Source organism: Hyphomonas sp. L-53-1-40, from assembly GCF_000682775.1.
Lineage (GTDB): Bacteria > Pseudomonadota > Alphaproteobacteria > Caulobacterales > Hyphomonadaceae > Hyphomonas.
In genome coordinates this window covers 625,215-644,334 of sequence record NZ_AWFI01000012.1, presented here as the reverse complement: position 1 = coordinate 644,334, position 19,120 = coordinate 625,215, and the positions used below count along the sequence as shown (strand labels likewise).

The 19,120-nt window shown below is 59.5% G+C and carries 20 protein-coding genes and 1 pseudogene; 15 read left to right on the top strand and 6 right to left on the bottom strand.

Annotated elements, in window-relative coordinates; all coding sequences use genetic code 11:
• Positions 1 to 11 precede the first annotated feature (11 nt).
• From rplO to L53_RS08955, 8 genes are all read left to right on the top strand, one after another.
• Positions 12 to 491 (top strand): 50S ribosomal protein L15, encoded by a 480-nt coding sequence (gene rplO / locus L53_RS08990; RefSeq protein ID WP_034814184.1) that lies wholly within the window; start codon positions 12 to 14, stop codon positions 489 to 491.
• 89 nt (positions 492 to 580) lie between these two features.
• Entirely contained in the window at positions 581 to 1,939 is a 1,359-nt protein-coding gene (gene secY, locus L53_RS08985; RefSeq protein WP_034814183.1) for a preprotein translocase subunit SecY, read from the top strand.
• Complete coding sequence (locus L53_RS08980; RefSeq protein ID WP_034814181.1) at positions 1,936 to 2,505, top strand: adenylate kinase; 570 nt, start codon at positions 1,936 to 1,938, stop codon at positions 2,503 to 2,505. Before secY ends, L53_RS08980 begins: the two co-directional genes overlap by 4 nt.
• A 144-nt stretch (positions 2,506 to 2,649) precedes the next feature.
• Entirely contained in the window at positions 2,650 to 3,018 is a 369-nt protein-coding gene (gene rpsM, locus L53_RS08975) for a 30S ribosomal protein S13 (RefSeq protein ID WP_034814180.1), read from the top strand.
• Positions 3,019 to 3,029: 11 nt separating this feature from the next.
• Positions 3,030 to 3,419, top strand: a complete 390-nt coding sequence (rpsK, locus tag L53_RS08970; protein WP_034814179.1) for a 30S ribosomal protein S11 — start codon at positions 3,030 to 3,032, stop codon at positions 3,417 to 3,419.
• A 60-nt stretch (positions 3,420 to 3,479) separates the two neighbouring features.
• The gene (locus L53_RS08965; protein ID WP_034814178.1) at positions 3,480 to 4,523 is read left to right on the top strand and encodes a DNA-directed RNA polymerase subunit alpha; all 1,044 of its coding nucleotides are present in this window, start codon (positions 3,480 to 3,482) and stop codon (positions 4,521 to 4,523) included.
• 47 nt (positions 4,524 to 4,570) lie between these two features.
• Positions 4,571 to 4,993 carry a 50S ribosomal protein L17 gene (rplQ, locus tag L53_RS08960; RefSeq protein ID WP_034814177.1) on the top strand — a complete coding sequence of 141 codons (423 nt, stop codon included), beginning with the start codon at positions 4,571 to 4,573 and terminating at the stop codon, positions 4,991 to 4,993.
• 183 nt (positions 4,994 to 5,176) lie between these two features.
• The gene (locus L53_RS08955) at positions 5,177 to 6,304 is read left to right on the top strand and encodes an iron-containing alcohol dehydrogenase (RefSeq protein ID WP_156947868.1); all 1,128 of its coding nucleotides are present in this window, start codon (positions 5,177 to 5,179) and stop codon (positions 6,302 to 6,304) included.
• Between the two features lie 35 nt (positions 6,305 to 6,339).
• Here L53_RS08955 and L53_RS08950 read toward each other — a convergent pair whose 3' ends face one another.
• A complete protein-coding gene (locus tag L53_RS08950) occupies positions 6,340 to 7,548 on the bottom strand; it encodes a glycosyltransferase family 2 protein (protein ID WP_051607738.1) in 1,209 nt (402 codons plus the stop codon).
• Positions 7,549 to 7,827: 279 nt separating this feature from the next.
• On the opposite strand from L53_RS08950, the gene L53_RS08945 reads away from it, so the two are divergent.
• From L53_RS08945 to L53_RS17750, 3 genes and pseudogenes are all read left to right on the top strand, one after another.
• Positions 7,828 to 9,207 (top strand): metallophosphoesterase, encoded by a 1,380-nt coding sequence (locus tag L53_RS08945; protein ID WP_034814175.1) that lies wholly within the window; start codon positions 7,828 to 7,830, stop codon positions 9,205 to 9,207.
• A gap of 332 nt (positions 9,208 to 9,539) precedes the next feature.
• Positions 9,540 to 10,400, top strand: a complete 861-nt coding sequence (locus tag L53_RS08940) for a hypothetical protein (protein ID WP_034814174.1) — start codon at positions 9,540 to 9,542, stop codon at positions 10,398 to 10,400.
• A 331-nt stretch (positions 10,401 to 10,731) separates the two neighbouring features.
• Positions 10,732 to 11,281 (top strand): annotated as a pseudogene (locus L53_RS17750) (HD domain-containing protein).
• Positions 11,282 to 11,290: 9 nt separating this feature from the next.
• Here the strand turns inward: L53_RS17750 and L53_RS08925 are convergent.
• The gene (locus tag L53_RS08925) at positions 11,291 to 11,695 is read right to left on the bottom strand and encodes a Kazal-type serine protease inhibitor family protein (protein ID WP_034814171.1); all 405 of its coding nucleotides are present in this window, start codon (positions 11,693 to 11,695) and stop codon (positions 11,291 to 11,293) included.
• A gap of 61 nt (positions 11,696 to 11,756) precedes the next feature.
• On the bottom strand, positions 11,757 to 12,677 hold the full coding sequence (locus tag L53_RS08920) for an SDR family NAD(P)-dependent oxidoreductase (protein ID WP_034814169.1): 921 nt from the start codon (positions 12,675 to 12,677) through the stop codon (positions 11,757 to 11,759).
• Positions 12,678 to 12,830: 153 nt separating this feature from the next.
• On the opposite strand from L53_RS08920, the gene L53_RS08915 reads away from it, so the two are divergent.
• Positions 12,831 to 13,199 carry a VOC family protein gene (locus tag L53_RS08915; RefSeq protein WP_034814168.1) on the top strand — a complete coding sequence of 123 codons (369 nt, stop codon included), beginning with the start codon at positions 12,831 to 12,833 and terminating at the stop codon, positions 13,197 to 13,199.
• A 3-nt stretch (positions 13,200 to 13,202) separates the two neighbouring features.
• Here the strand turns inward: L53_RS08915 and L53_RS08910 are convergent, their stop codons facing one another.
• Positions 13,203 to 13,688: a CinA family protein gene (locus L53_RS08910; protein WP_034814429.1), complete on the bottom strand. Its 486-nt coding sequence runs from the start codon at positions 13,686 to 13,688 to the stop codon at positions 13,203 to 13,205.
• A gap of 184 nt (positions 13,689 to 13,872) precedes the next feature.
• Between L53_RS08910 and L53_RS08905 the strand changes: the two genes are divergently transcribed.
• From L53_RS08905 to L53_RS08895, 3 genes are all read left to right on the top strand, one after another.
• A complete protein-coding gene (locus L53_RS08905) occupies positions 13,873 to 15,174 on the top strand; it encodes a NupC/NupG family nucleoside CNT transporter (protein ID WP_034814166.1) in 1,302 nt (433 codons plus the stop codon).
• Between the two features lie 73 nt (positions 15,175 to 15,247).
• Positions 15,248 to 17,260 (top strand): TonB-dependent receptor, encoded by a 2,013-nt coding sequence (locus L53_RS08900; RefSeq protein WP_233347675.1) that lies wholly within the window; start codon positions 15,248 to 15,250, stop codon positions 17,258 to 17,260.
• Between the two features lie 10 nt (positions 17,261 to 17,270).
• Complete coding sequence (locus L53_RS08895) at positions 17,271 to 17,885, top strand: glutathione S-transferase family protein (RefSeq protein ID WP_034814162.1); 615 nt, start codon at positions 17,271 to 17,273, stop codon at positions 17,883 to 17,885.
• Here L53_RS08895 and L53_RS08890 read toward each other — a convergent pair.
• Together L53_RS08890 and L53_RS08885 are read right to left on the bottom strand one after the other, a co-directional pair.
• Positions 17,882 to 18,670, bottom strand: a complete 789-nt coding sequence (locus L53_RS08890) for an SDR family NAD(P)-dependent oxidoreductase (RefSeq protein ID WP_034814160.1) — start codon at positions 18,668 to 18,670, stop codon at positions 17,882 to 17,884. The two genes, L53_RS08895 and L53_RS08890, sit on opposite strands and share 4 nt — an antisense overlap.
• Positions 18,667 to 19,095: a PaaI family thioesterase gene (locus L53_RS08885; RefSeq protein ID WP_034814158.1), complete on the bottom strand. Its 429-nt coding sequence runs from the start codon at positions 19,093 to 19,095 to the stop codon at positions 18,667 to 18,669. Before L53_RS08885 ends, L53_RS08890 begins: the two co-directional genes overlap by 4 nt.
• Positions 19,096 to 19,120 lie beyond the last annotated feature (25 nt).

The window sequence follows — 19,120 nt, the reverse complement described above, 5'->3', positions numbered from 1 at the left end:
AAGATAGACCGATGAAACTGAACGAATTGTCTCCCGCTGAGGGCTCAACAAAGAACCGCCTGCGCGTTGGCCGCGGCGTCGGCTCTGGCAAGGGCAAGACGGCTGGTCGCGGTGTCAAAGGCCAAAAGGCTCGTTCCGGCGTTGCCGTGAATGGCTTTGAAGGCGGCCAGATGCCGATCTACATGCGTCTGCCAAAGCGCGGCTTCACGGCGCGTAACTCCAAGTCCCATGCCTGGGTGAACCTTGGCCGTCTCGGCAAGGCGATTGCCGCTGGCAAGCTGGACGCCAAGGATGTGACCGAAGAGTCGCTGGTGGCCGCTGGTCTGGTTCGCAATGTGCGCGATGGCGTGCGTCTGCTTGCCAAAGGTGACGCACCAAAGAATCTGAATATCACTGTGACAGGTGCCTCCAAGGCAGCTATTGAAGCTGTTGAGAAGGCTGGCGGTAAAGTCACCGTCACGGGGCCGGCTAAAGAGACTGCTGACGAATAATCGGCGGTTTTTACCGGTAACCCCTTCACAAATACTGTTTCGCCGCCGATTTAGGCGGCGAACGCTTTTTCAGGGAGGTCAAGCGGCCCATGGCGAATGCTGCCGAACAAATGGCTCGGAACATGAATTTCCGGAGCTTTGCAAAAGCCAAGGACCTGCAGAGCCGGATCCTGTTTACTCTCGGGATTTTGATCCTCTACCGGCTCGGGACGTTCATCCCGCTGCCGGGGCTCGACCCGCAGCAATACGCCCAATTCTTCGAGAGCCAGTCCGGTGGCCTGCTTGGCAACATGAACATGTTTGCCGGCGGCGCCGTGGAGCGGATGGGTGTGTTCGCCCTGAACGTGATGCCTTACATCACGGCCTCGATCATCATCCAGATGCTGACCGCGACCTCTCCAACGCTTGAGAAGTTGAAGAAGGAAGGCGAGTCCGGCCGCAAGCAGATCAACCAGTATACGCGTTACCTCACACTGGGATTCGCGCTGGTCCAGTCCTTTGCAATTGCTGGCGGCCTTGCCGCCGTCCGCATTGAGGGCATCTCGTCCTGGTTCTTCATCCTGACCGGCGTTGTGACGCTGACCGGCGGCACGATGCTGCTGATGTGGATGGGTGAGCAGATCACGGCGCGCGGCATTGGCAACGGTATCTCGCTGATCATCTTCGCGGGTATTATCGCTGAAATGCCGAAGGCGATCTTCAACCTGATTTCGCAGGCGCGTACGACCTCTGTGAACGTTGCGTTCGTGGTGGCGATTGCCGCCATGGTGATCGCGCTGGTTGTCTTCATCGTGTTCATGGAGCGCTCGCAGAGGCGGCTGCTGATCCAGTATCCGAAGCGACAGCAGGCCCACGGCGTTGCCCAGGGCCAGAAGAGCTTCCTGCCGCTCAAGATCAACACATCCGGTGTTATCCCGCCAATCTTTGCCTCTGCGCTACTGATGCTGCCGCTGACGGCGGTGGGCTTCTTGGGTGGTAACCCGGCCGATGCCGAAGCCTCTGGCGCCGTGAGTGGCGTTCTGGGCTGGCTGGCGACGCATTTCGCGCCAGGCTCGTGGACCTACATCACGTCTTACGGGGCGATGGTGATCTTCTTTGCCTTCTTCTACACCTCCATCATGTTCAATCCGGAAGAGACGGCGGACAATCTGCGCAAGTATGGCGGATTTATTCCCGGTATCCGTCCTGGCTCGAACACGGCGGCCTATATTGACTATGTTTTGACCCGACTGACGACCATTGGTGCCCTGTACCTGATGTTCGTCTGTATCCTTCCCGAACTCCTGCGGCGATATTTCCCAGAGATACCTTTCTATATTGGCGGTACTTCTCTTCTGATCGTTGTGTCTGTTACGATGGATACAGTTACACAGATTCAGTCGCATTTGATCGCGCACCAGTATGAGGGCATGATCAAGAAGTCGAAACTCGGGGGTCGTAAGAGATGAACCTAATTCTGTTCGGGCCGCCAGCGGCCGGAAAAGGCACGCAGGCGAAACGCCTGGTCGAAGAGCGGGGGTTCGTCCAACTCTCTACCGGTGACATGCTGCGCGCGGCGCGCGCGTCTGGCTCCGAACTCGGCGAAAGAGTTGCCCAGATCATGGATGAGGGCAGCCTCGTTTCCGACGAGATCGTCATCGCCCTGATCGATGAGCAATTGGAAGTTCAGGCCGGCGCGCCGGGATTCATCTTTGATGGTTTCCCACGTACAGTCGGTCAGGCTGAAGCGCTGGATCGTTTGCTCGAATCCCGCGGTGAAGCCGTTAATCGCGTGATCCGCATCCTTGTCGATGATGACAAGCTGCTGTCGCGTGTCACCAAGCGGTTCGAAGAACAGGGCCGCAAGGATGACAACCCCGAGACGTTCTCGAAACGGCTCGAAAAATACTACGAAGATACAGCGCCTCTGGTGCCTATTTATGCGGAGCGTGGTATCCTCGTGGAAGTCGACGGAATGGGCTCAATCGAGGCGGTTGCAACCGCAATCGACGCGGCCCTGAAAGAGACGGCGTAAAGGTGGGATTCCGCGGTTGACGCGTTAATTTCCATCGTTATAAGCCTCGTTTCTTAGCTTTAGGCTTAATCGCCGGCGCGCAGGACGGATGTTTCCGCCTTGGCGCGCTCTTTATGTATTAACAGTCCGCTTAGGAGATCGGCCTTGGCCCGTATTGCAGGCGTTAACATCCCGACCAACAAGCGCGTGGAAATCGCGCTGCGGTACATTCATGGCATCGGCCCATCCATGGCCCGTGAGATCATCGAAAAGGTTGGCGTTGAGTCGACCCGTCGCGTGAACGAGCTGACGGATGCCGAAGTCATCAAGATCCGTGAAACGATCGATGCCGACTATCTCGTCGAAGGCGACCTTCGCCGCGATACGTCGATGAACATCAAGCGCCTGATGGATCTCGGTTCTTACCGTGGCCTGCGTCACCGCCGTAAACTGCCGGTTCGCGGTCAGCGTACGCACACCAACGCCCGTACCCGCAAGGGCCCGGCTAAGCCGATCGCCGGCAAGAAGAAATAGGATAGTCTTCAATGGCTCGTGAAACGACCCGCGTCCGCAAGAGAGAGCGCAAGAACATCACCTCTGGTGTTGTTCACGTGAACTCCAGCTTCAACAACACCATGGTCACCATCACGGATGCCCAGGGCAACACGATTTCGTGGTCGTCCTCCGGCATGATGGGCTTCAAGGGCTCGCGCAAGTCGACGCCTTACGCAGCCCAGATGGCGGCAGAAGATGCCGCAAAGAAGGCCATGGATCACGGTATGCAGACTGTTGAAGTCAGCGTGCGTGGACCAGGTTCGGGCCGCGAGAGCGCACTGCGCGCGCTTCAGGCTGCTGGCCTGACCGTTACGGCTATCACAGACACGACGCCAATTCCGCACAACGGATGCCGCCCACCAAAGCGCCGCCGCGTCTAGTTCGTATTTATTGGCGGCATAATTTCATGTCGCCTGACCCATTCTGAGGATCCGTCGCCCATGGCAGACATCGAACCCACCAACGTCAACGACCGTAACTGGAAAGTGCTGATCCGCCCGAACCGTCCTGTCGTCCAGGCCGGATACGATGCCAAGCGCAAAGCCAAGCTCGTCATTGAGCCGCTGGAGCGTGGCTATGGTACGACTCTCGGCAACGCGCTGCGTCGCGTTCTGCTGTCGTCCCTGCAAGGTGCTGCGATCATCGGCGTTCAGATCGACAATGTCGTTCACGAATTCTCTGCGATCCAGGGTGTTCGCGAAGACGTAACGACGATCGTGCTGAACCTGAAGCAGGTTGCGATCTTCATGGAGAGCGACACGTCAAAGCGCATGGTGCTGAAGGCGAAAGGTCCGGGCGAAGTCAAAGCTGGCCAGATCGAAACCTCCGGTGACACCAAGATCCTGAACCCGGATCTCGTGATCTGTACTCTGGATGATGGCGCTGAAGTGCGCATGGAATTCACCGTTGCGACCGGCAAGGGCTATGTCCCGGCCGAGGCGCACCGTCCGGAAGATGCCCCAATCGGTTATATTCCGATTGACGCGATTTACAGCCCGGTCCGCCGCGTTGGCTATCAGGTCGAAGACACCCGTGAGGGTACTGTTCTCGACTATGACAAACTGACCCTCGACATCGAGACAGACGGGTCTGTCACGCCGGAAGATTCCGTGGCCTATGCCGCGCGTATCCTGCAGGATCAGCTGCAACTGTTCATCAACTTCGAAGAGCCGACCGTGGAAACGGGCGCACAGACAGAAGAAACCGATCTCGGCTTCAACCCTGTCCTGCTCAAGAAAGTCGACGAGCTTGAACTGTCCGTTCGCTCGGCAAACTGCCTGAAGAACGACAACATTGTTTACATTGGTGACCTCATCCAGAAGTCCGAAGCAGAGATGCTGCGCACGCCGAACTTCGGCCGCAAATCCCTGAACGAGATCAAGGAAGTCCTCGCCGGTCTTGGCCTGCACCTCGGCATGGAAGTGCCGGATTGGCCGCCGGAAGACATCGAAGGCCTCGCCAAGAAATACGACGACCACCTCTAGCCCACTGAGTAATCGGGGGCCTGACCACCTCCTTAAGGAACACGACAATGCGCCATCGCCTTGGATACCGTAAACTGAACAAGACGACATCGCACCGCAAGGCGATGTTCGCGAACATGGCTGCTAGCCTCATCGAGCATGAGCAGATCGTGACCACCCTTCCGAAGGCGAAGGAAATGGCTCCGCTCATGGACAAGCTGGTGACCCTCGCCAAGAAGGGCGACCTGAACGCACGCCGTCAGGCCCTTTCGAAGGTCCGTGACGAAGCGGCTGTCCGCAAGCTGTTCGACGTGATGGGCGAGCGCTACAAGGACCGTAATGGCGGCTATACCCGCGTTCTGAAAGCTGGCTTCCGCCATGGCGACAACGCACCTGTTGCCGTTCTGGAACTGGTCGACCGTGACGAGAGCGCCAAGGGTGCTGCGGATCGTGCACGTCACGAAGCCGAAATGGAGTCGATGGAAGGCTAGTCTTTCCTCGCTGTATTCGAATTGTTTCAGGAGCCCCGGACCGCTGGTCCGGGGTTTCTTGCATTTGGGCAAAGGGTTTCCGTGTGTACGACATGACAGACCGTGCGATTTTCGGGCAATCTACAACATTTACTGTTCAGGCCCGATAGGCGTAAGCCTGTAGTGAAAATGGGAGAAAGACCGATGGGATTCAGCTTCAAGACGCCGCCGCACATCCTGTTCGAACGGGGCAGTGCTGCCCAACTCGGCAAGCTGGTCAGCGATCGCATGAAACGCCCGGTCTTCGTGACGGACCAGGGCGTTATTGCAGCCGGCTTGGTGGAGGGCGCGCTGGAAAGCCTGCGCGATGCGGGTCTTGAAGTGTTTGTCTATGACAAGGTCGTTGCCGACCCGCCCGCTGCCACGATCCGCGATGCGGTCGCTGCGGCTCGCGAACATGGCGCCGATGGCGTGATCGGGCTGGGCGGAGGCTCGTCACTGGATACCGCAAAGCTGATTGCCGTGCTGATGGATTCCGGGCAATCGCTGGAAGACGTCTACGGCGTCGGCAATGTGAAAGGCTCGCGCCCACCGCTGGTGCTGTTGCCAACGACAGCAGGGACCGGATCAGAGGTCACGGCGATTTCCATCGTCACATCAGATGACATGAAGAAGATCGGAGTCGTCTCAGACCAGTTGTTTGCTGATCTCGCGATTGTCGATCCGATGCTGACGCTGACCGCGCCGCGCGGTGTGACGGCGGCAACCGGGATCGATGCGATGGTTCATGCCATCGAATCCTATACGTCAAAGCTGTTGCGCAATCCGGTCTCGGGTGCACTGGCCAAGGAAGGCCTGCGCCTGCTGGCCGGGAATCTGTTGCGCGCATGTGAGCACCCGGATGATATCGAGGCGCGCGAGGCCATGTGCATCGGAGCAACGCTCGCCGGGCAGGCCTTCAGCAATGCGCCGGTCGCGGCCGTGCATGCGATGGCCTATCCGCTGGGCGCGCTGTTCCATGTGCCGCATGGTGTGTCGAATGCGTTGATGCTGTCGCCGGTCTTGCGGTTCAACGCTGTGGTGGCCGCCAAGGACTATGCGGATCTTGGCCCGGTCGTCGGCGTGGCCCAGGACGCGAGCGCCTTTATCGACCATATGGTGGAGCTGTGCGCGAAAAGCGGCACGCCCCTGAAGCTGACCGAGGTTGGCGTCAATCACAATGACTTGCCAAAAATGGCTGAGGATGCGGTCAAGAATGAGCGCTTGATGAAGAACAACCCCCGTCTTGTCACGTATGACGATGCGCTGGCGCTCTATGAAGAAGTGCTCTGAGATGGATTCGCGGGATCACTGACCCGGTTCCACGCCTACTTGCCGGGCGATTTATGTGGCTCTGTCAGAAGGTCGTCCGGATACCAGGGGGAATCAGTTGGCCGGGAATTATGAAAGGCTGACGAGGTCAGCGTGATATAGAGCTGGAGCAGTCGCGAGGCCTTGCGGGGGTGGCCGCTTGTCAACTCGTCCCGGATACGCCACCGAAAACCGGTCGCGAGTTCGCCAATGAGTTCAGCGCCGTTACGGGACAGGCCAGCGACATCCCGCAAGCCCTGACCAATCACATGATCGTCCAGCAATTCCTGGATACCATATTTCGACTGGCTCCCTCGCCGGGCGATTGCACGTTCTGCCTGAGTCAGATCGAGATCCATCAGGAGCGCCGCATTCGCGAAGTCCCGCATGGCATGATCCCACAATTTCTTGCGTGCCATGATGGCGCCTCGTTGAATCAGCGCCTGACGCTTGCTGGGGGTGCCGACAACACTCTCGCCCCGCGGCAGGAATTCGTCGAGCGCCCAGGTCTCGTAGATGCGCTTGAAGATGATCTGGTCATGCTGGATCCAGCGACGCACCAGTTCCGAGGCTGGAAATCTGTTCGCGCCTGAGCCGCGATCCCCATCATGCTGGCGCTGGTGGAAGACGATGGCGGGGCAGGCGGCGCTGGTGCTGATCCGCGCTGCGCGGAGAATATAGTCATAATCGACCGAGCGCTTGAGCCCGGTATCGAACGGGCCAGTCGCATCCAGCAGTGTCTTTTGGAACAGCATGCCAGACTGGTGTGTGAACATGTCTTCCATCGTGGCGATCAGGAAGTCACGCGGGTGACACTCCCGCCAGTAGCCGGTGTCCTGCCAGACTCGCTCGCCGCCATTTGCGGGGTCGGTGAACCGGTCATGGCGTCCATAGCTGAAGCCAGCGGACGGGTTGGCGTCGAGCGCAGCCCCCAGTTTTTGGAGGGCGTCCGGGCAGGCGATGTCGTCATCGTCAACAACCCAGAGCCGGGTGCCGGTCATCAGCGTCATGGCCAGATTGATGGCCGCGGACTTGCCCTGGTTTTCAGTGCGCACATAGCGCACCTGCGGGTAGCGCGCTGCGACGTCCGGCGTGTTGTCGGTCGATCCATCATCTATCAGGATGACTTCATCCGGCTGTACGGTCTGGGCAAAAACGGACTTCAGGGAATCCGCAAGAAGAGACGCTCTGTTGCAGGTCGGAATGACTACCGAGGTCGATTGCATTCCAATAGGGTCCCGTTCTGGTGTTCACGCTACGCTGGCGAAAAGACCGCCAAGAGAAAGTAATTTGATTGCAAGGATAGCGCTTCTGCTTTTCCAATTCATTACTTGAACCTCTAAGACTAGCACGAAATACGTAAAACCCCGTCAGGATCAGCTGCAATAGTCGCGAAAAAGCGCATGTTTCATGATTTGTCGGAATGCCCTGGCGGGGCCAAAGAAAGCGTCATCAAGGCCTGTTAATCGAAAGGGGAGTTCCAGACACCCCTGAAAGGCGAATTGATGACACCGTTTTCACTGACAGCGCGCAGCTCCGCAAAGACTGCGGCAGTTGCGATGTTCAGCTTGCTGGCGGCCTGTGCCGCTCCGGTAGCAGAAGAGGTCCAATTTCCGGAGGTTGTGACTCCGGAAATTCAGGCACAGATCACACCGGATCAGGTCTTCACGATCGCCGTCCTGCCCGACACGCAGAACTATCTCGATTATACACACCAGAAGGCCGAAGGTTTCCCGTTTGAGGCCAGCGAATTGTTCCTGGAGCAGATGCGCTATGTCGCCGACAATCTCGAGAGCGAGGGCGGGGACATAGCATTCGTCACAACGTTGGGCGATGTCTGGCAGCATCAGACCAAAGCGATGGATCCGGCGCACGAAGCCCGGGGCTTCAAGGCGGTTGCCAATCCGATCCTGAGCGCGCACCTCGCGCCGAGTGACAAGACCCTGACGGTCGAGATGCCCAAGGCGCATGAAGGGTTCAGCCTGATCGCGGGCAAGACGCCGTTTTCCGTCGTGCCGGGCAATCATGATTATGATGCGATGTGGACGGACTCGAAATTTCCCCCCGAGGCCACGACGCCCGCAGAAATCGACATGACCGATATGGCCCGTTCGCTCGGCGTGCTGCATCCGGGCGGCCTGGATAATTTCCGCTCTGTGTTCGGCGCGGACACGGAGTTCTTCAAGGGGAAACCCTGGTATGTGGCCAGCCATGATGGCGGCGCTGACAGCGCACAGGTTTTCGAGGCAGGCGGATATCGCTTCCTCCATATCGGACTGCAGTTTGATCCGCCAAACGATTCGCTCGCCTGGGCCGCCTCGGTCATCGCAGACTATTCCGGCCTTCCGACGATCATTTCCACACACGACTATATGAGCAAGGAAGGTGAGCGCGTGCCGAATGTGATCGTTGATGGGCATGCGGTCGATCCCATACACAACACGCCAGAGATGGTGTGGGACAAGCTGATCAGTCAAAACGAGCAGGTCTTTCTCGTCCTGTGTGGCCACCAACACGGGCAGGCGTGGCGCGTGGACGAGAACGCGGCGGGTCAAAAGGTTTGGCAAATTTTGGCGGACTATCAGGATCGCGGTCAGACAGCGATTGAGGCCGGCGTCAAGTCGGACTGGCCTGTGGGCATCGGTGATGGATGGATGCGCCTGATGGAGTTTGACTTCACCGATGAAGCGCCACGCATGACAGTGAGGACATATTCCACCCACTACAAGAAATCGAGCCGTGAGACCTCAGACTATGCGGATTGGTACAAGGCGGGCGAGAAGCCGTTGCTGAGCGATGAGGCTTTCCATGATGAAGATGACTATGTGCTGGAACTTGTCGATTTCCGCACGCGCTTCGATGCGGTGGCGGAAGTCGCCAACTGATCTTTATACGGTTATTTATGCTTCAAAAAATGATCAATAGTTTCCATTGAGCGAAAAAAATCAATCCAGCCTGTTGACAGAATGTCGCGGACTGGATTATACGCCTGCCTCTGTTGGCTGGGCCGTGCGTTTACGGATGGCTCGCCCCTTTAGCCGGAAAGAACAAGATGAAGCTGAGTTGTATTGCGACGAACAGCTCCTCGTTTTCGCGGGGAGCGCTATCAGCGGCTCCCGCGCATTGGCCGGTCGCCTCCTGATATAATTACAGATTGAATTTCGATAGTCCGCTTCTGAAGAGTTCAGCTGACGGATGATGTGAAAGGAGGTGGATCATGGGCGCGCCCATGACCCGTGCCGGTGTCTTGCTGTTTGGCAAGCCGTCGGCAGCGACGCCATTGTTGAGCTATATTGCCGGTCCCCACGCAGAACGGGTCGCCCGTTTCTGGCCTGTGCCACATGCCGGGTTCCTGACCCTGCCGGCGGCACGGCGCCATGCGGCTGCGATCCTGCTGGAGCGGCGCTGGGGCACCACCAGCGATGATGGCATGGATATCGTGCGTGTGGTGGAGCGCGCCCGCGACGCCGAGCTTGCGCGTATCCTGATGCGCGGCGATGCGCCGGGCGGCCTGATGAAGGCATTCGGTCGGATGGGTGAACAATTGTGGGAGGTAGGTGACTATGCCAACTTCCTCAGCTTGTTTGCGGATCCGGAAGCGGTGAAAGTCTTGCGGCACATGCCGCAGATCCGAGCCGATCGTCTGGGTGTGATCGTGGCGGTGCCGGAAGCCTTGCGGATTCCGGGTATCGTGGCGAACTTGCCGGAAAGGCCCCAAGCGGTGGAAGACCTGGCCGCAGCCTACCAGCTCGCACGGCGAATCCACGGGGCGAGCGGTGCGTCTCGTCTGGTCCAGCGTTGGGAGCGTGCAAACAGCGCGTCGGCCCTGTTCGACATGGCTGCCGAGGCGCTGCAGCCGGTCGAGTTTGGACGGGTGCTGGCTCCACCCGCCCTGCCGGACTGGTTCGAACCGGTCCGGACCCGAAAGGCGCTGAACGAGATGGCGTTGGAGTTCCGCAATTGCTTGCGAGACTTTGCCGCCGACCTCGCCATGGGCCGGATGGCGGTCTACGCGGTTCGCAAATCGTCCAGCCCACCGGTGGCTCTGGCGGCTGGCGACTGGCCGAGGCGTTGCTGAAGGGCAATGACGATCTGAGTGACGCGCATTTGCGTCAGCTGATCGATGTGCTCGCCGCGGTTGGTGTCAGGACCGGGGAATCCGCCTGGGCCTTGTCCCAGCGGTTGCACGATCATGTCTGTTCGGATTGCGGACCTGCGCATGTGCCACCGCGCAATACCTGGCGCCAACGTTTGGCACTTGGCTCTCTTTGGGACTGAGTGCAGGCAAGCATCGCATTGAGGCGTCCTCGAAGCTTATGGCTTCGGGGGCGTTTCCATTTGTGACGCGGGCGTCATCAGTGTATTCTGCCTGAAAATATCAGGAGGAAGACATGGCCGACGGACACGACATGGGAGAACGCGCGAAGTTTCGCGAAATGCTGGAAGGCACCAAAGATGATTGGGATATCATTGTTGAGCATTCCAAGAGCTTCAACAAGGGGCTCGCCAAGCGCGTGATTGACCATCTGCGCCTGCTCGATGGCGATTATGGTGGCTTCCCGATCGACCGGTTGGAACATTCCATCCAGACCGCTACCCGCGCGCATCGCGACGGCCGTGACGAGGAATATGTGGTCTGCGCGCTGCTTCACGATATTGGCGACGGCCGCCGCGATCCTGAAGCCGTTTGTGTCAGAGGCCAATCTCTGGATGGTGGCCAATCATGGCGCGTTCCAAGGCTATTACTTCTTCCATCATATCGGGCTGGACCGGAATCTGCGCGAGCATTTCAAGGACAGTCCGCATTACGAATATTGCGCGCAGTTCTGCCATCTCTACGACCAAGCCGCGTTCGATCCGGACTATGAGAGCGAGCCGCTGGAATTCTTCATCCCGATGGTCGAGCGCGTCTTCTCGAAGCCGGTAAATTCCATGTATCTCAAGGCGATGCAGGAATAGTCTGAGGTATTACTCCTCAGACGTTTCCAGCATGCAGGGGCCTTCGCTGGCGATGCTTGTCATCGCGGCGTGGGCTTCGCACTTGTTGCCATAGGTCTTCCCGTCACAGCCGCAGACCGGGCGATATTCGCGCGTGCACATCGGGCGGACCTCAGCGCAGACACCTGCTGCATCGGCAATATTGCGGCAGGCGCCGTCTTCCATTTTGCAGAACAAGCCGTCTCTGCACTGGATGGCGGCAATGCCTCCACAGGTTTCACCAACACCTGCGATCGGCGGGCCATGTGGCAGTTGCGTTTGGGGAGACGAGGGAATTGGCTCAACCTCGACAAGTACAGTGTCTTCCGGGGACTTCTCGGACCAGGCACAGCCGGTGAGGAGCGTGATAGACAAAACAAGAGCGATGAGGCGCATGATGATCTCCCTGTTTACAGGAAGTACCTGCGCCCCAATCGCGTATTTGGCAAGCCGGAGCCTAGCCTTTCATGCCGGCTGCGACAGCCGCAAAGATGTTCTGGCCGTGCTCGCCGCCAGACTGGAAGGCAGGCTTCGTGGTCGAGACATCGGTGATCTGGTCCCATTTCGCCGCAACGGCTTCAGCCGACAGACCTTCACCCTGGCCAACGAACACACCTTCGGTCTCAACGATGCGCGCCATCGAGAACGCACCGGCACCGGCTGACAGGATCATGCCGGTCGGGGCTTCGTCCTTGACGAGGTTCATCACGCCGGGCGTGACATATTCCGGCTTGAGCTGGGCGAGCACTTCGTCGGGCATCAGGCCTTCGGTCATGCGAGTTGCAGCAATCGGGCAGACGGCGTTGATTTTAATGTTGTTTTTTGCACCTTCAATTTTCAGCGTGTTCATCATGCCGACCACGCCGAGCTTGGCAGCGCCATAGTTGGCCTGGCCGAAATTGCCGTAGAGGCCGGTCGAGGATGTGGTCACGACGATGCGGCCGAAATTCTGCTCTTTCATGATGTTCCAGGCTGCGTGGACCGGCATGAAGCTGCCGCGCAGATGGACGTCAATTACGAGATCGATGTCGGCCTGGGTCATCTTGGAGAAAGATTTGTCGCGCAGGATTCCGGCATTCGCGATGATGATGTCGATGCGGCCCCATTTGGCCATCGTGTCATCGATCATCTTCTTGACGCCGGCCTCGTCGGAAACGGACGATCCGTTCGCCATGGCTTCGCCGCCCATGGCCTCGATTTCCTTCACAACGGCTTCGGCCGCTTCGGAATTTCCGCCGGTGCCGTCCAGCGTGCCGCCGAGGTCGTTGATGACAACTTTCGCGCCGCGGCGGGCGAGTTCCAGCGCGTGGCAACGGCCGAGACCGCCACCGGCTCCGGTGACAATGGCGACGCGATCGTCGAAACGGATATCTGACATGGGACTATTCCTCATTCCTTGACTGTTCTGCCTCGTGTCAGACCAAACGCTGACGTAAACGTCAAGCATACCCGTAGCGTCACCTCTTGCGCGGATTGCCGCGCCGTGATTGCGTTTTGGCCAGCCGAAGAAAAGTATCCAGGGAGGATCGTCATGCTGGCTTATGTAACACTGGGATCAAACGACAAGGACAAGGCCGTTGAATTCTATGACGCGGTCATGGGGGAGCTGGGCGGGCAACGCGTCTTCGCCAATGACCGGCTGCAATTCTATGGCACCGGCCCCGGCCAGCCGATGATCGCGATTGGCGGTCCTTATGATGGCGAAGCCGCCTCTGCCGGCAATGGCGTCATGCCGGCGCTTGGCTGCAAGGATAATGAGACCGTCGACCGCGCCTACAAGAAAGCGCTAGAAATGGGCGGCACCTGTGAAGGCGAGCCGGGCCAACGCCTGCCAAACTTCTACGGTGCCTATTTCCGGGACCCCGACGGCAACAAGCTCTGCGTCTGCAAGCTGGGCTAGGTATCAGCCCAGCGCCGCCAGGAAGACTTCGAGCGTCTCTTTTGCAAAGAGGCGCATGTTTTCCGGGCGGTCGCTGAGGCCGGTCTCCAAAGTGGTGGCGATCTCGAACCGGTTCGGGCCGACTACGGCGATGCAGGTGTGGCCTGCGGCGTCGCCATAGCCATTGCCGGTTGGGCCTGAGGCGCCGGTCTCGCAGAGCCCCCAATCGGCGGCGAGCTTGCCGCGAATGGTGTTGGCCAGCAGACGGGCATAGGGCTCGGTCGAGGAGCGCATGTCGCCAATATCTTCCCGTGTCAGGCCGAGCAGATGCTTGAATGCCTTGGGCGTGTAAATGACGCCACCCCCGCGATAATAGGTCGAGGCACCGGGCACGGCGAGTAGCGCCGCCGAGATGAGGCCGCCAGCCGAGGATTCCGAAATGGCCACGGTCTCGCCGCGGGCCTTGAGCGTGTTTGCGATCTGTTGCGCGATGGGGATGAGTGTTTCCATGCGCGCCAATTGAGCAGCCGGGTGGGCGCCGCGCAAGCCGGACGTTGGGAGAGGGTCGGGCAGGTGGTGCCCATGTTTCCCACGGTTGCAGCCGGCGGCACGCAGTTGCGCACATGAGTGCTTCCCCTTCGCCGTTGTCGCGTTTAAGCCTGAATGTGACAGTTTTGGGGAAAGGGAGCGGCGAATGCTTTCCATCGCAGGGTATGAATGGGGCTGGGACAATGCGCGGGCGCTGCTCGGCATCGTCCTGATCTATGGTGTGTGCTGGGTGTTGTCAGAGAAGCGGAAACTGTTTCCGTTCCGGCTGATCATCGGCGCGACGATCATGCAATTCGTGTTTGCGCTGATCCTGTTTGGCATCCCCTTTGTGCGGGCGATCCTGTTCAAGGCCAATGACGTGGTCGATGGCCTGCAAAATGCGACGCGGGCCGGCACGAGTTTCGTGTTCGGCTATGTCGGCGACAATGTCGCCGCAGATCAACTGATGGGCGGATCACCGCCGCCGCTTTTCTTCTTCCAGATCCTGCCAATTGTGATCGTCGTCGCCGCGCTGTCGGCGATCCTCTGGCATTGGCGCATCCTGCAATGGGTGACCAATGGGTTTGCCTATATCTTCCAGCGCGCCATGGGCCTTGGCGGGGCGACCTCGCTGGCCGTCTCCGCCAATGTGTTCATGGGCATGACCGAGGCGCCGGTTCTGATCCGGCCATATATCAAGGGTATGACCCGGTCTGAGCTGTTGATCATGATGACGGCGGGCTTTGCGACCATCGCAGGCAGTGTGCTTGTGGTGTACGGGGCGTTCCTTGAAGGCAAGATGGACAATCCGTTGGCGCAGCTGCTGACGGCCTCGATCATGGCGGCGCCAGCGGCGGTGGCCGTGGCGCTGTGCCTGATCCCGGAAACGACGCCCGCGACCGAGCGGATGAAAGAGCCGGATTTCAGCTATTCTTCCACAATGGATGCCTTTTCCACCGGCGCTTCTGATGGCCTGAAGATCGTGCTGAACATTACCACCATGCTGATCGCGGCGTTGGCTCTACTCTGGTTGGTCAATGCGGGTCTGGGACTGTTTCCGGATGTCGCGGGTGCGCCGTTGTCGATCGAGCGGGTGCTGGGCTGGATCTTCGCGCCGCTGATGTACATGATTGGCGTGCCGCTGGGCGAGGCGGCGCAATCGGGCTCGCTGATGGGCGTGAAGACGGTGCTGACCGAATTCGTGGCCTTCTTGCAGCTGGCCGAAGTCCCCGCTGACGCGATGGACCCGCGCACGCGCATCATCACCGCGCACGCCATTTGCGGCTTCGCGAATTTCGGCTCCATGGGCATCCTGATTGGCGGCCTGAGCATTGTGGAACCGGCGCGGCGGGATGATTTCCTGGCGCTGGCCTGGCGGACGCTGTTGGCGGGGACGCTGGCGACGTGTCTCTCTGGCGCGGTGGTCGGGGCGCTACCGTATCAGTTGTTTGCAGGCGTAGGTGGCTGATCTTTCCGCTCGCCTCCCGCACGGTCAGGCCTAGACTTCAGGGCTGGGATTGGCACGAGTGCGGGATATGAAGATGAGACGAGTTCGAATTGGGTTGCTGGCCGCCTGTGGTATGGCCACTGCTATGCCTTCTTTGGCACAGGAACGCCTGGCGCCGGTGAGCGTCTGGGGTGATCGGACAGAGACCGATCCTGGGAGCCTTGCGGGTCTGGACGCTGCTGAGATCGACGAGACGCTCGCCGATCATCCGGCTGAAATCCTGAACAAATTGCCCGGTGTGAACATTCAGATGAATTCCGGGCAGGAGCATCTGGTTGCAATCCGCTCACCCGTGCTGACCGGCGGGGCCGGGCAGGGCAGTTTCCTGATCATGGAGAATGGCGTGCCGGTGCGCTCGCCCGCCTTCGGAAACGTGAATTCCCTGTTCGAGCCGCATCATGAAGTGGCGAGCGCCATTGAAGTCGTGCGCGGGCCGGGCAGTGCGAAATACGGTTCCAATGCCGTGCACGGACTGGTCAATGTCATCTTGCCGGAAGTCGGCAGCGGCGGCCAGGTGGTCGCGAGCTATGGCACACTCGGTCGCTGGCGCACGGATGTGACGCTGGACGAGGGAGAGCACTGGTTGGCGGCGGTGTCGCTACAAAAGGATACCGGCTGGCGCGACAATACCGGCGTCGACCAGCAGAAGCTGACACTGGTCGGCGACTGGATGCTGGGCGACTGGGACACGACGACATGGCTCACCGCGTCAAACCTCAACCAGGAAACGGCCGGCTTTGCACAGGGGCCGGATGCCTACAAGGATGAGGACATTGCCAAATCCAATCCGAACCCGGAAGCCTACCGCGATGCGTGGTCGGCGCGGGCAGGCGCGCGGCTGTCTCGAAACCTCAGCGGCGGCACGCTGACCCTGACGCCGTATGCGCACACCCAGTCGATGATCTTTGCACAGCACTTCCTGCCGAATGGCGGCGTGGAAAAGAATGGCTCGACCGGCGGCGGCCTGATGGCGCGCTTCGAGCGGGAGGCCTCCGACAGCCTGACCTGGCGCGTGGGCGCGGATGTTGATGTTGCAAGCGGCTGGCTGACCGAAATCCAGCCCGAACCGTTCGGCTTCTTTCCGGGCGACTCGCGTTTCCCGCAAGGCAAACACTATGACTACACCGTCGATACGTTGATGGGGGCGGTCTGGGGCGAGCTGGATTTTGCGCTGAGTGAGGATGTGCACGTGCTGGCTGGGCTGCGCGCGGAATCGCATGAGTATGACTATTCGACCGATGTGGCGCCCGGCATCAATGGCCGGTTCAATGTGCCGGATGACCGGACCGATAATTTTGACCTCCTGACGCCGAAGCTGGGCCTGATCTGGTCAGTAACGGAGGTGACCGATCTTTACGCGAACTATGCCCGCGGCGAGCGCGCTCCGCAGGCCTCTGATCTCTACCGCCTGCAAAGCCTGCAAGCGGCCGGGCAGGTGAAGGAAGAGACGCTCGACAGCGTCGAGATTGGCGCGCGGGGCAATGCGCTGAACGGTCGGCTGGTATATGATGTTGCGGCCTACTGGATGGAGAAGGACAATTTCTTCTTCCGTGACAGCGACGGCCTGAACGTTCCGGATGGGTCGACCGAACACAAGGGCGTTGAGATGTCCGCGGCATTTGATCTGACGCCTACCCTCAGCGTGTCCGGCTCGGCCAGTTGGTCTGACCAGACCTATACATTCGACCGGATCACCGGCTCCGGCACCGAGACCATCCGCGACGGCAATGAAATCGACACGGCGCCGGAATGGCTGGCCAATGTTTCGCTGGATTGGCAGGCGACGGACGCGATCAAACTGTCACTGAATGTTGATCATGTCGGCGAGTATTTCGTGGATCCCGCGAACACGACCACTTACCCCGGCCACACCGTGCTGGGCGCGCGGGGCGCGTGGGCCCTCAGCGAGACGGCCGAGTTGTTCCTGATCGTGCGGAATCTGACAGACGAAAAATATGCTGACCGCGCGGATCTCGCCTTTGGCAATGAACGCTACTTCCCTGGCGAACCTCTGAATGCGACGCTGGGCATGAGAAAAACATTCTAGGAGGAAACCGATGAAACTCTATCATAGCCCCATGGCCCCCAATCCGGACCGGGTTGTCTTTTTCCTGCGCGCGAAAGGCAAGTTAGACGCGGTGGATCTGGAAGAAGTCTCCATCATGAAACAGGAGCACCGGACAAAGGAATATCGCGAAGTGTCTCCGTTTGCGCAGGTGCCGGCGCTGGTGCTGGATGACGGGACCAAGATCACCGAAAGCCGGGCGATCTGTACCTATTTCGAGAATGTCTTCCCGGAGCCGAACCTGATGGGAACGGACGCGAAGGAAAAGGCCCTGATCGAGATGTGGGATCGCCGGGTCGAGCTGATGTTCATGGTGCAGTTCGCGACCTGGTTCCGCAATGCGCATGAGATGATGGCGCCGCTGGAAGTGCCGCAAAGCGCTGAAGCCGCTGCCAAGGGTGAGAAGAACGCCAAGCGCATGGCTGAGCGGTTTGACGCCCACCTTGCCGACCACGAATATCTTGCGGCTGACCGGTTCTCGATTGCGGACATTACGCTGTTCATCACCTGTGGCTTCTGCCGCGTGATGAAATGGGCGCCGCACAAGGAGCACGAGAATCTCGGTCGCTGGTACGACGCCATGAAAGCACGCGGTTTTGCGGGCTAGGCGTTCTTGATGTTCATCCCGCCATCGACCGGGATGTGCACCCCTGTCAGGAAGCTGGCGGCCGGCAGGACGAGAGATAGCGTCATGTTGGCGACCTCTTCCGGGATGCCGTAACGGCGAAGCGGCACGCGGCGCTTGGCGTAGATTTCCTTGTGCTCGTCCTGGATGCCGGCGGTGATGCCAGTATGGATCGGGCCGGGGCAGATCGCGTTGACGGTGATGCCTTCCCGGCCGAGATCGACGGCGAGGCCGCGGGTCAGGCCGATGACGCCATGCTTGGCGGCAACATAGGGTGAATTGCCCGGCGTGGCACCAAGGCCTTCCGTGGACGCAATGTTCACTATGCGGCCAAAGCCTGCCTTACGCATGTAAGGGAGCGCTGCGCGGATGGCACGCTGGTGGGAGGTCAGCATGACATTGATGCTGTCGGCCCATGCGTCTTCGTAACTCTCCTCGGCAACGTCAGCCATCTTGGCGAAACCGGCATTGTTCACGAGAATTTCCAACCCGCCAAAATGCGCCGCCGTCTGATCGATGACGCGCTTGATGGCGTCCTTGTCGCTGACGTCCAGCGCCCAACCCTGAACATTGGCGAAGCCAGCATCACGGATTTCCTGAACAACGATATCGACATTTTCCTGTTTCACGTCCGTGACGGCGACGTTGGCGCCCTGGCGGGCGAACAGGTGGGCGGTGGCACGGCCCATGCCGCTGGCAGCGCCGGTGATGAGTGCGGTCTTGCCCTCAATGGAGCGTGAGAGATCCTGATATGGCGGGTGACTCATGTGCGTTTCTTTCGTTTCTTGATTGTGCCGGAGAAGTTGAGGACGGGACGGCCATTCGCGGTGACAAGGCCGCGCACAAAGGTGATGGACCCACCCTTCCGGAGCACTTCGCCGCGCGCTTCGATATATTCGCCTTCCAGCGCGCCATCCAGAAACTCAGAGGTGAAGGCGACCGTGACCCCATATTCGCCCTCCATGCCGTCATGCGCGATCGCGAACAGGGAGAAATCACCAAACGCCATCAGGCAGCCGCCATGCATGACGCCACCGGCATTCATATGTTTGCGTTGTGCCCGAAAGGCCGCGACCGGGCCATCATCGTCAATCTTGAAATAGAACGGACCAGCGGCATCGTGTTCAAACGGCTCGTCGGGCCATGTCTGCCAGCCGGCAAACTCCCCAGTTTGGACTGTTTCTACGGTCATTCCGCCTCCCTGCTGTTTTTCCGGC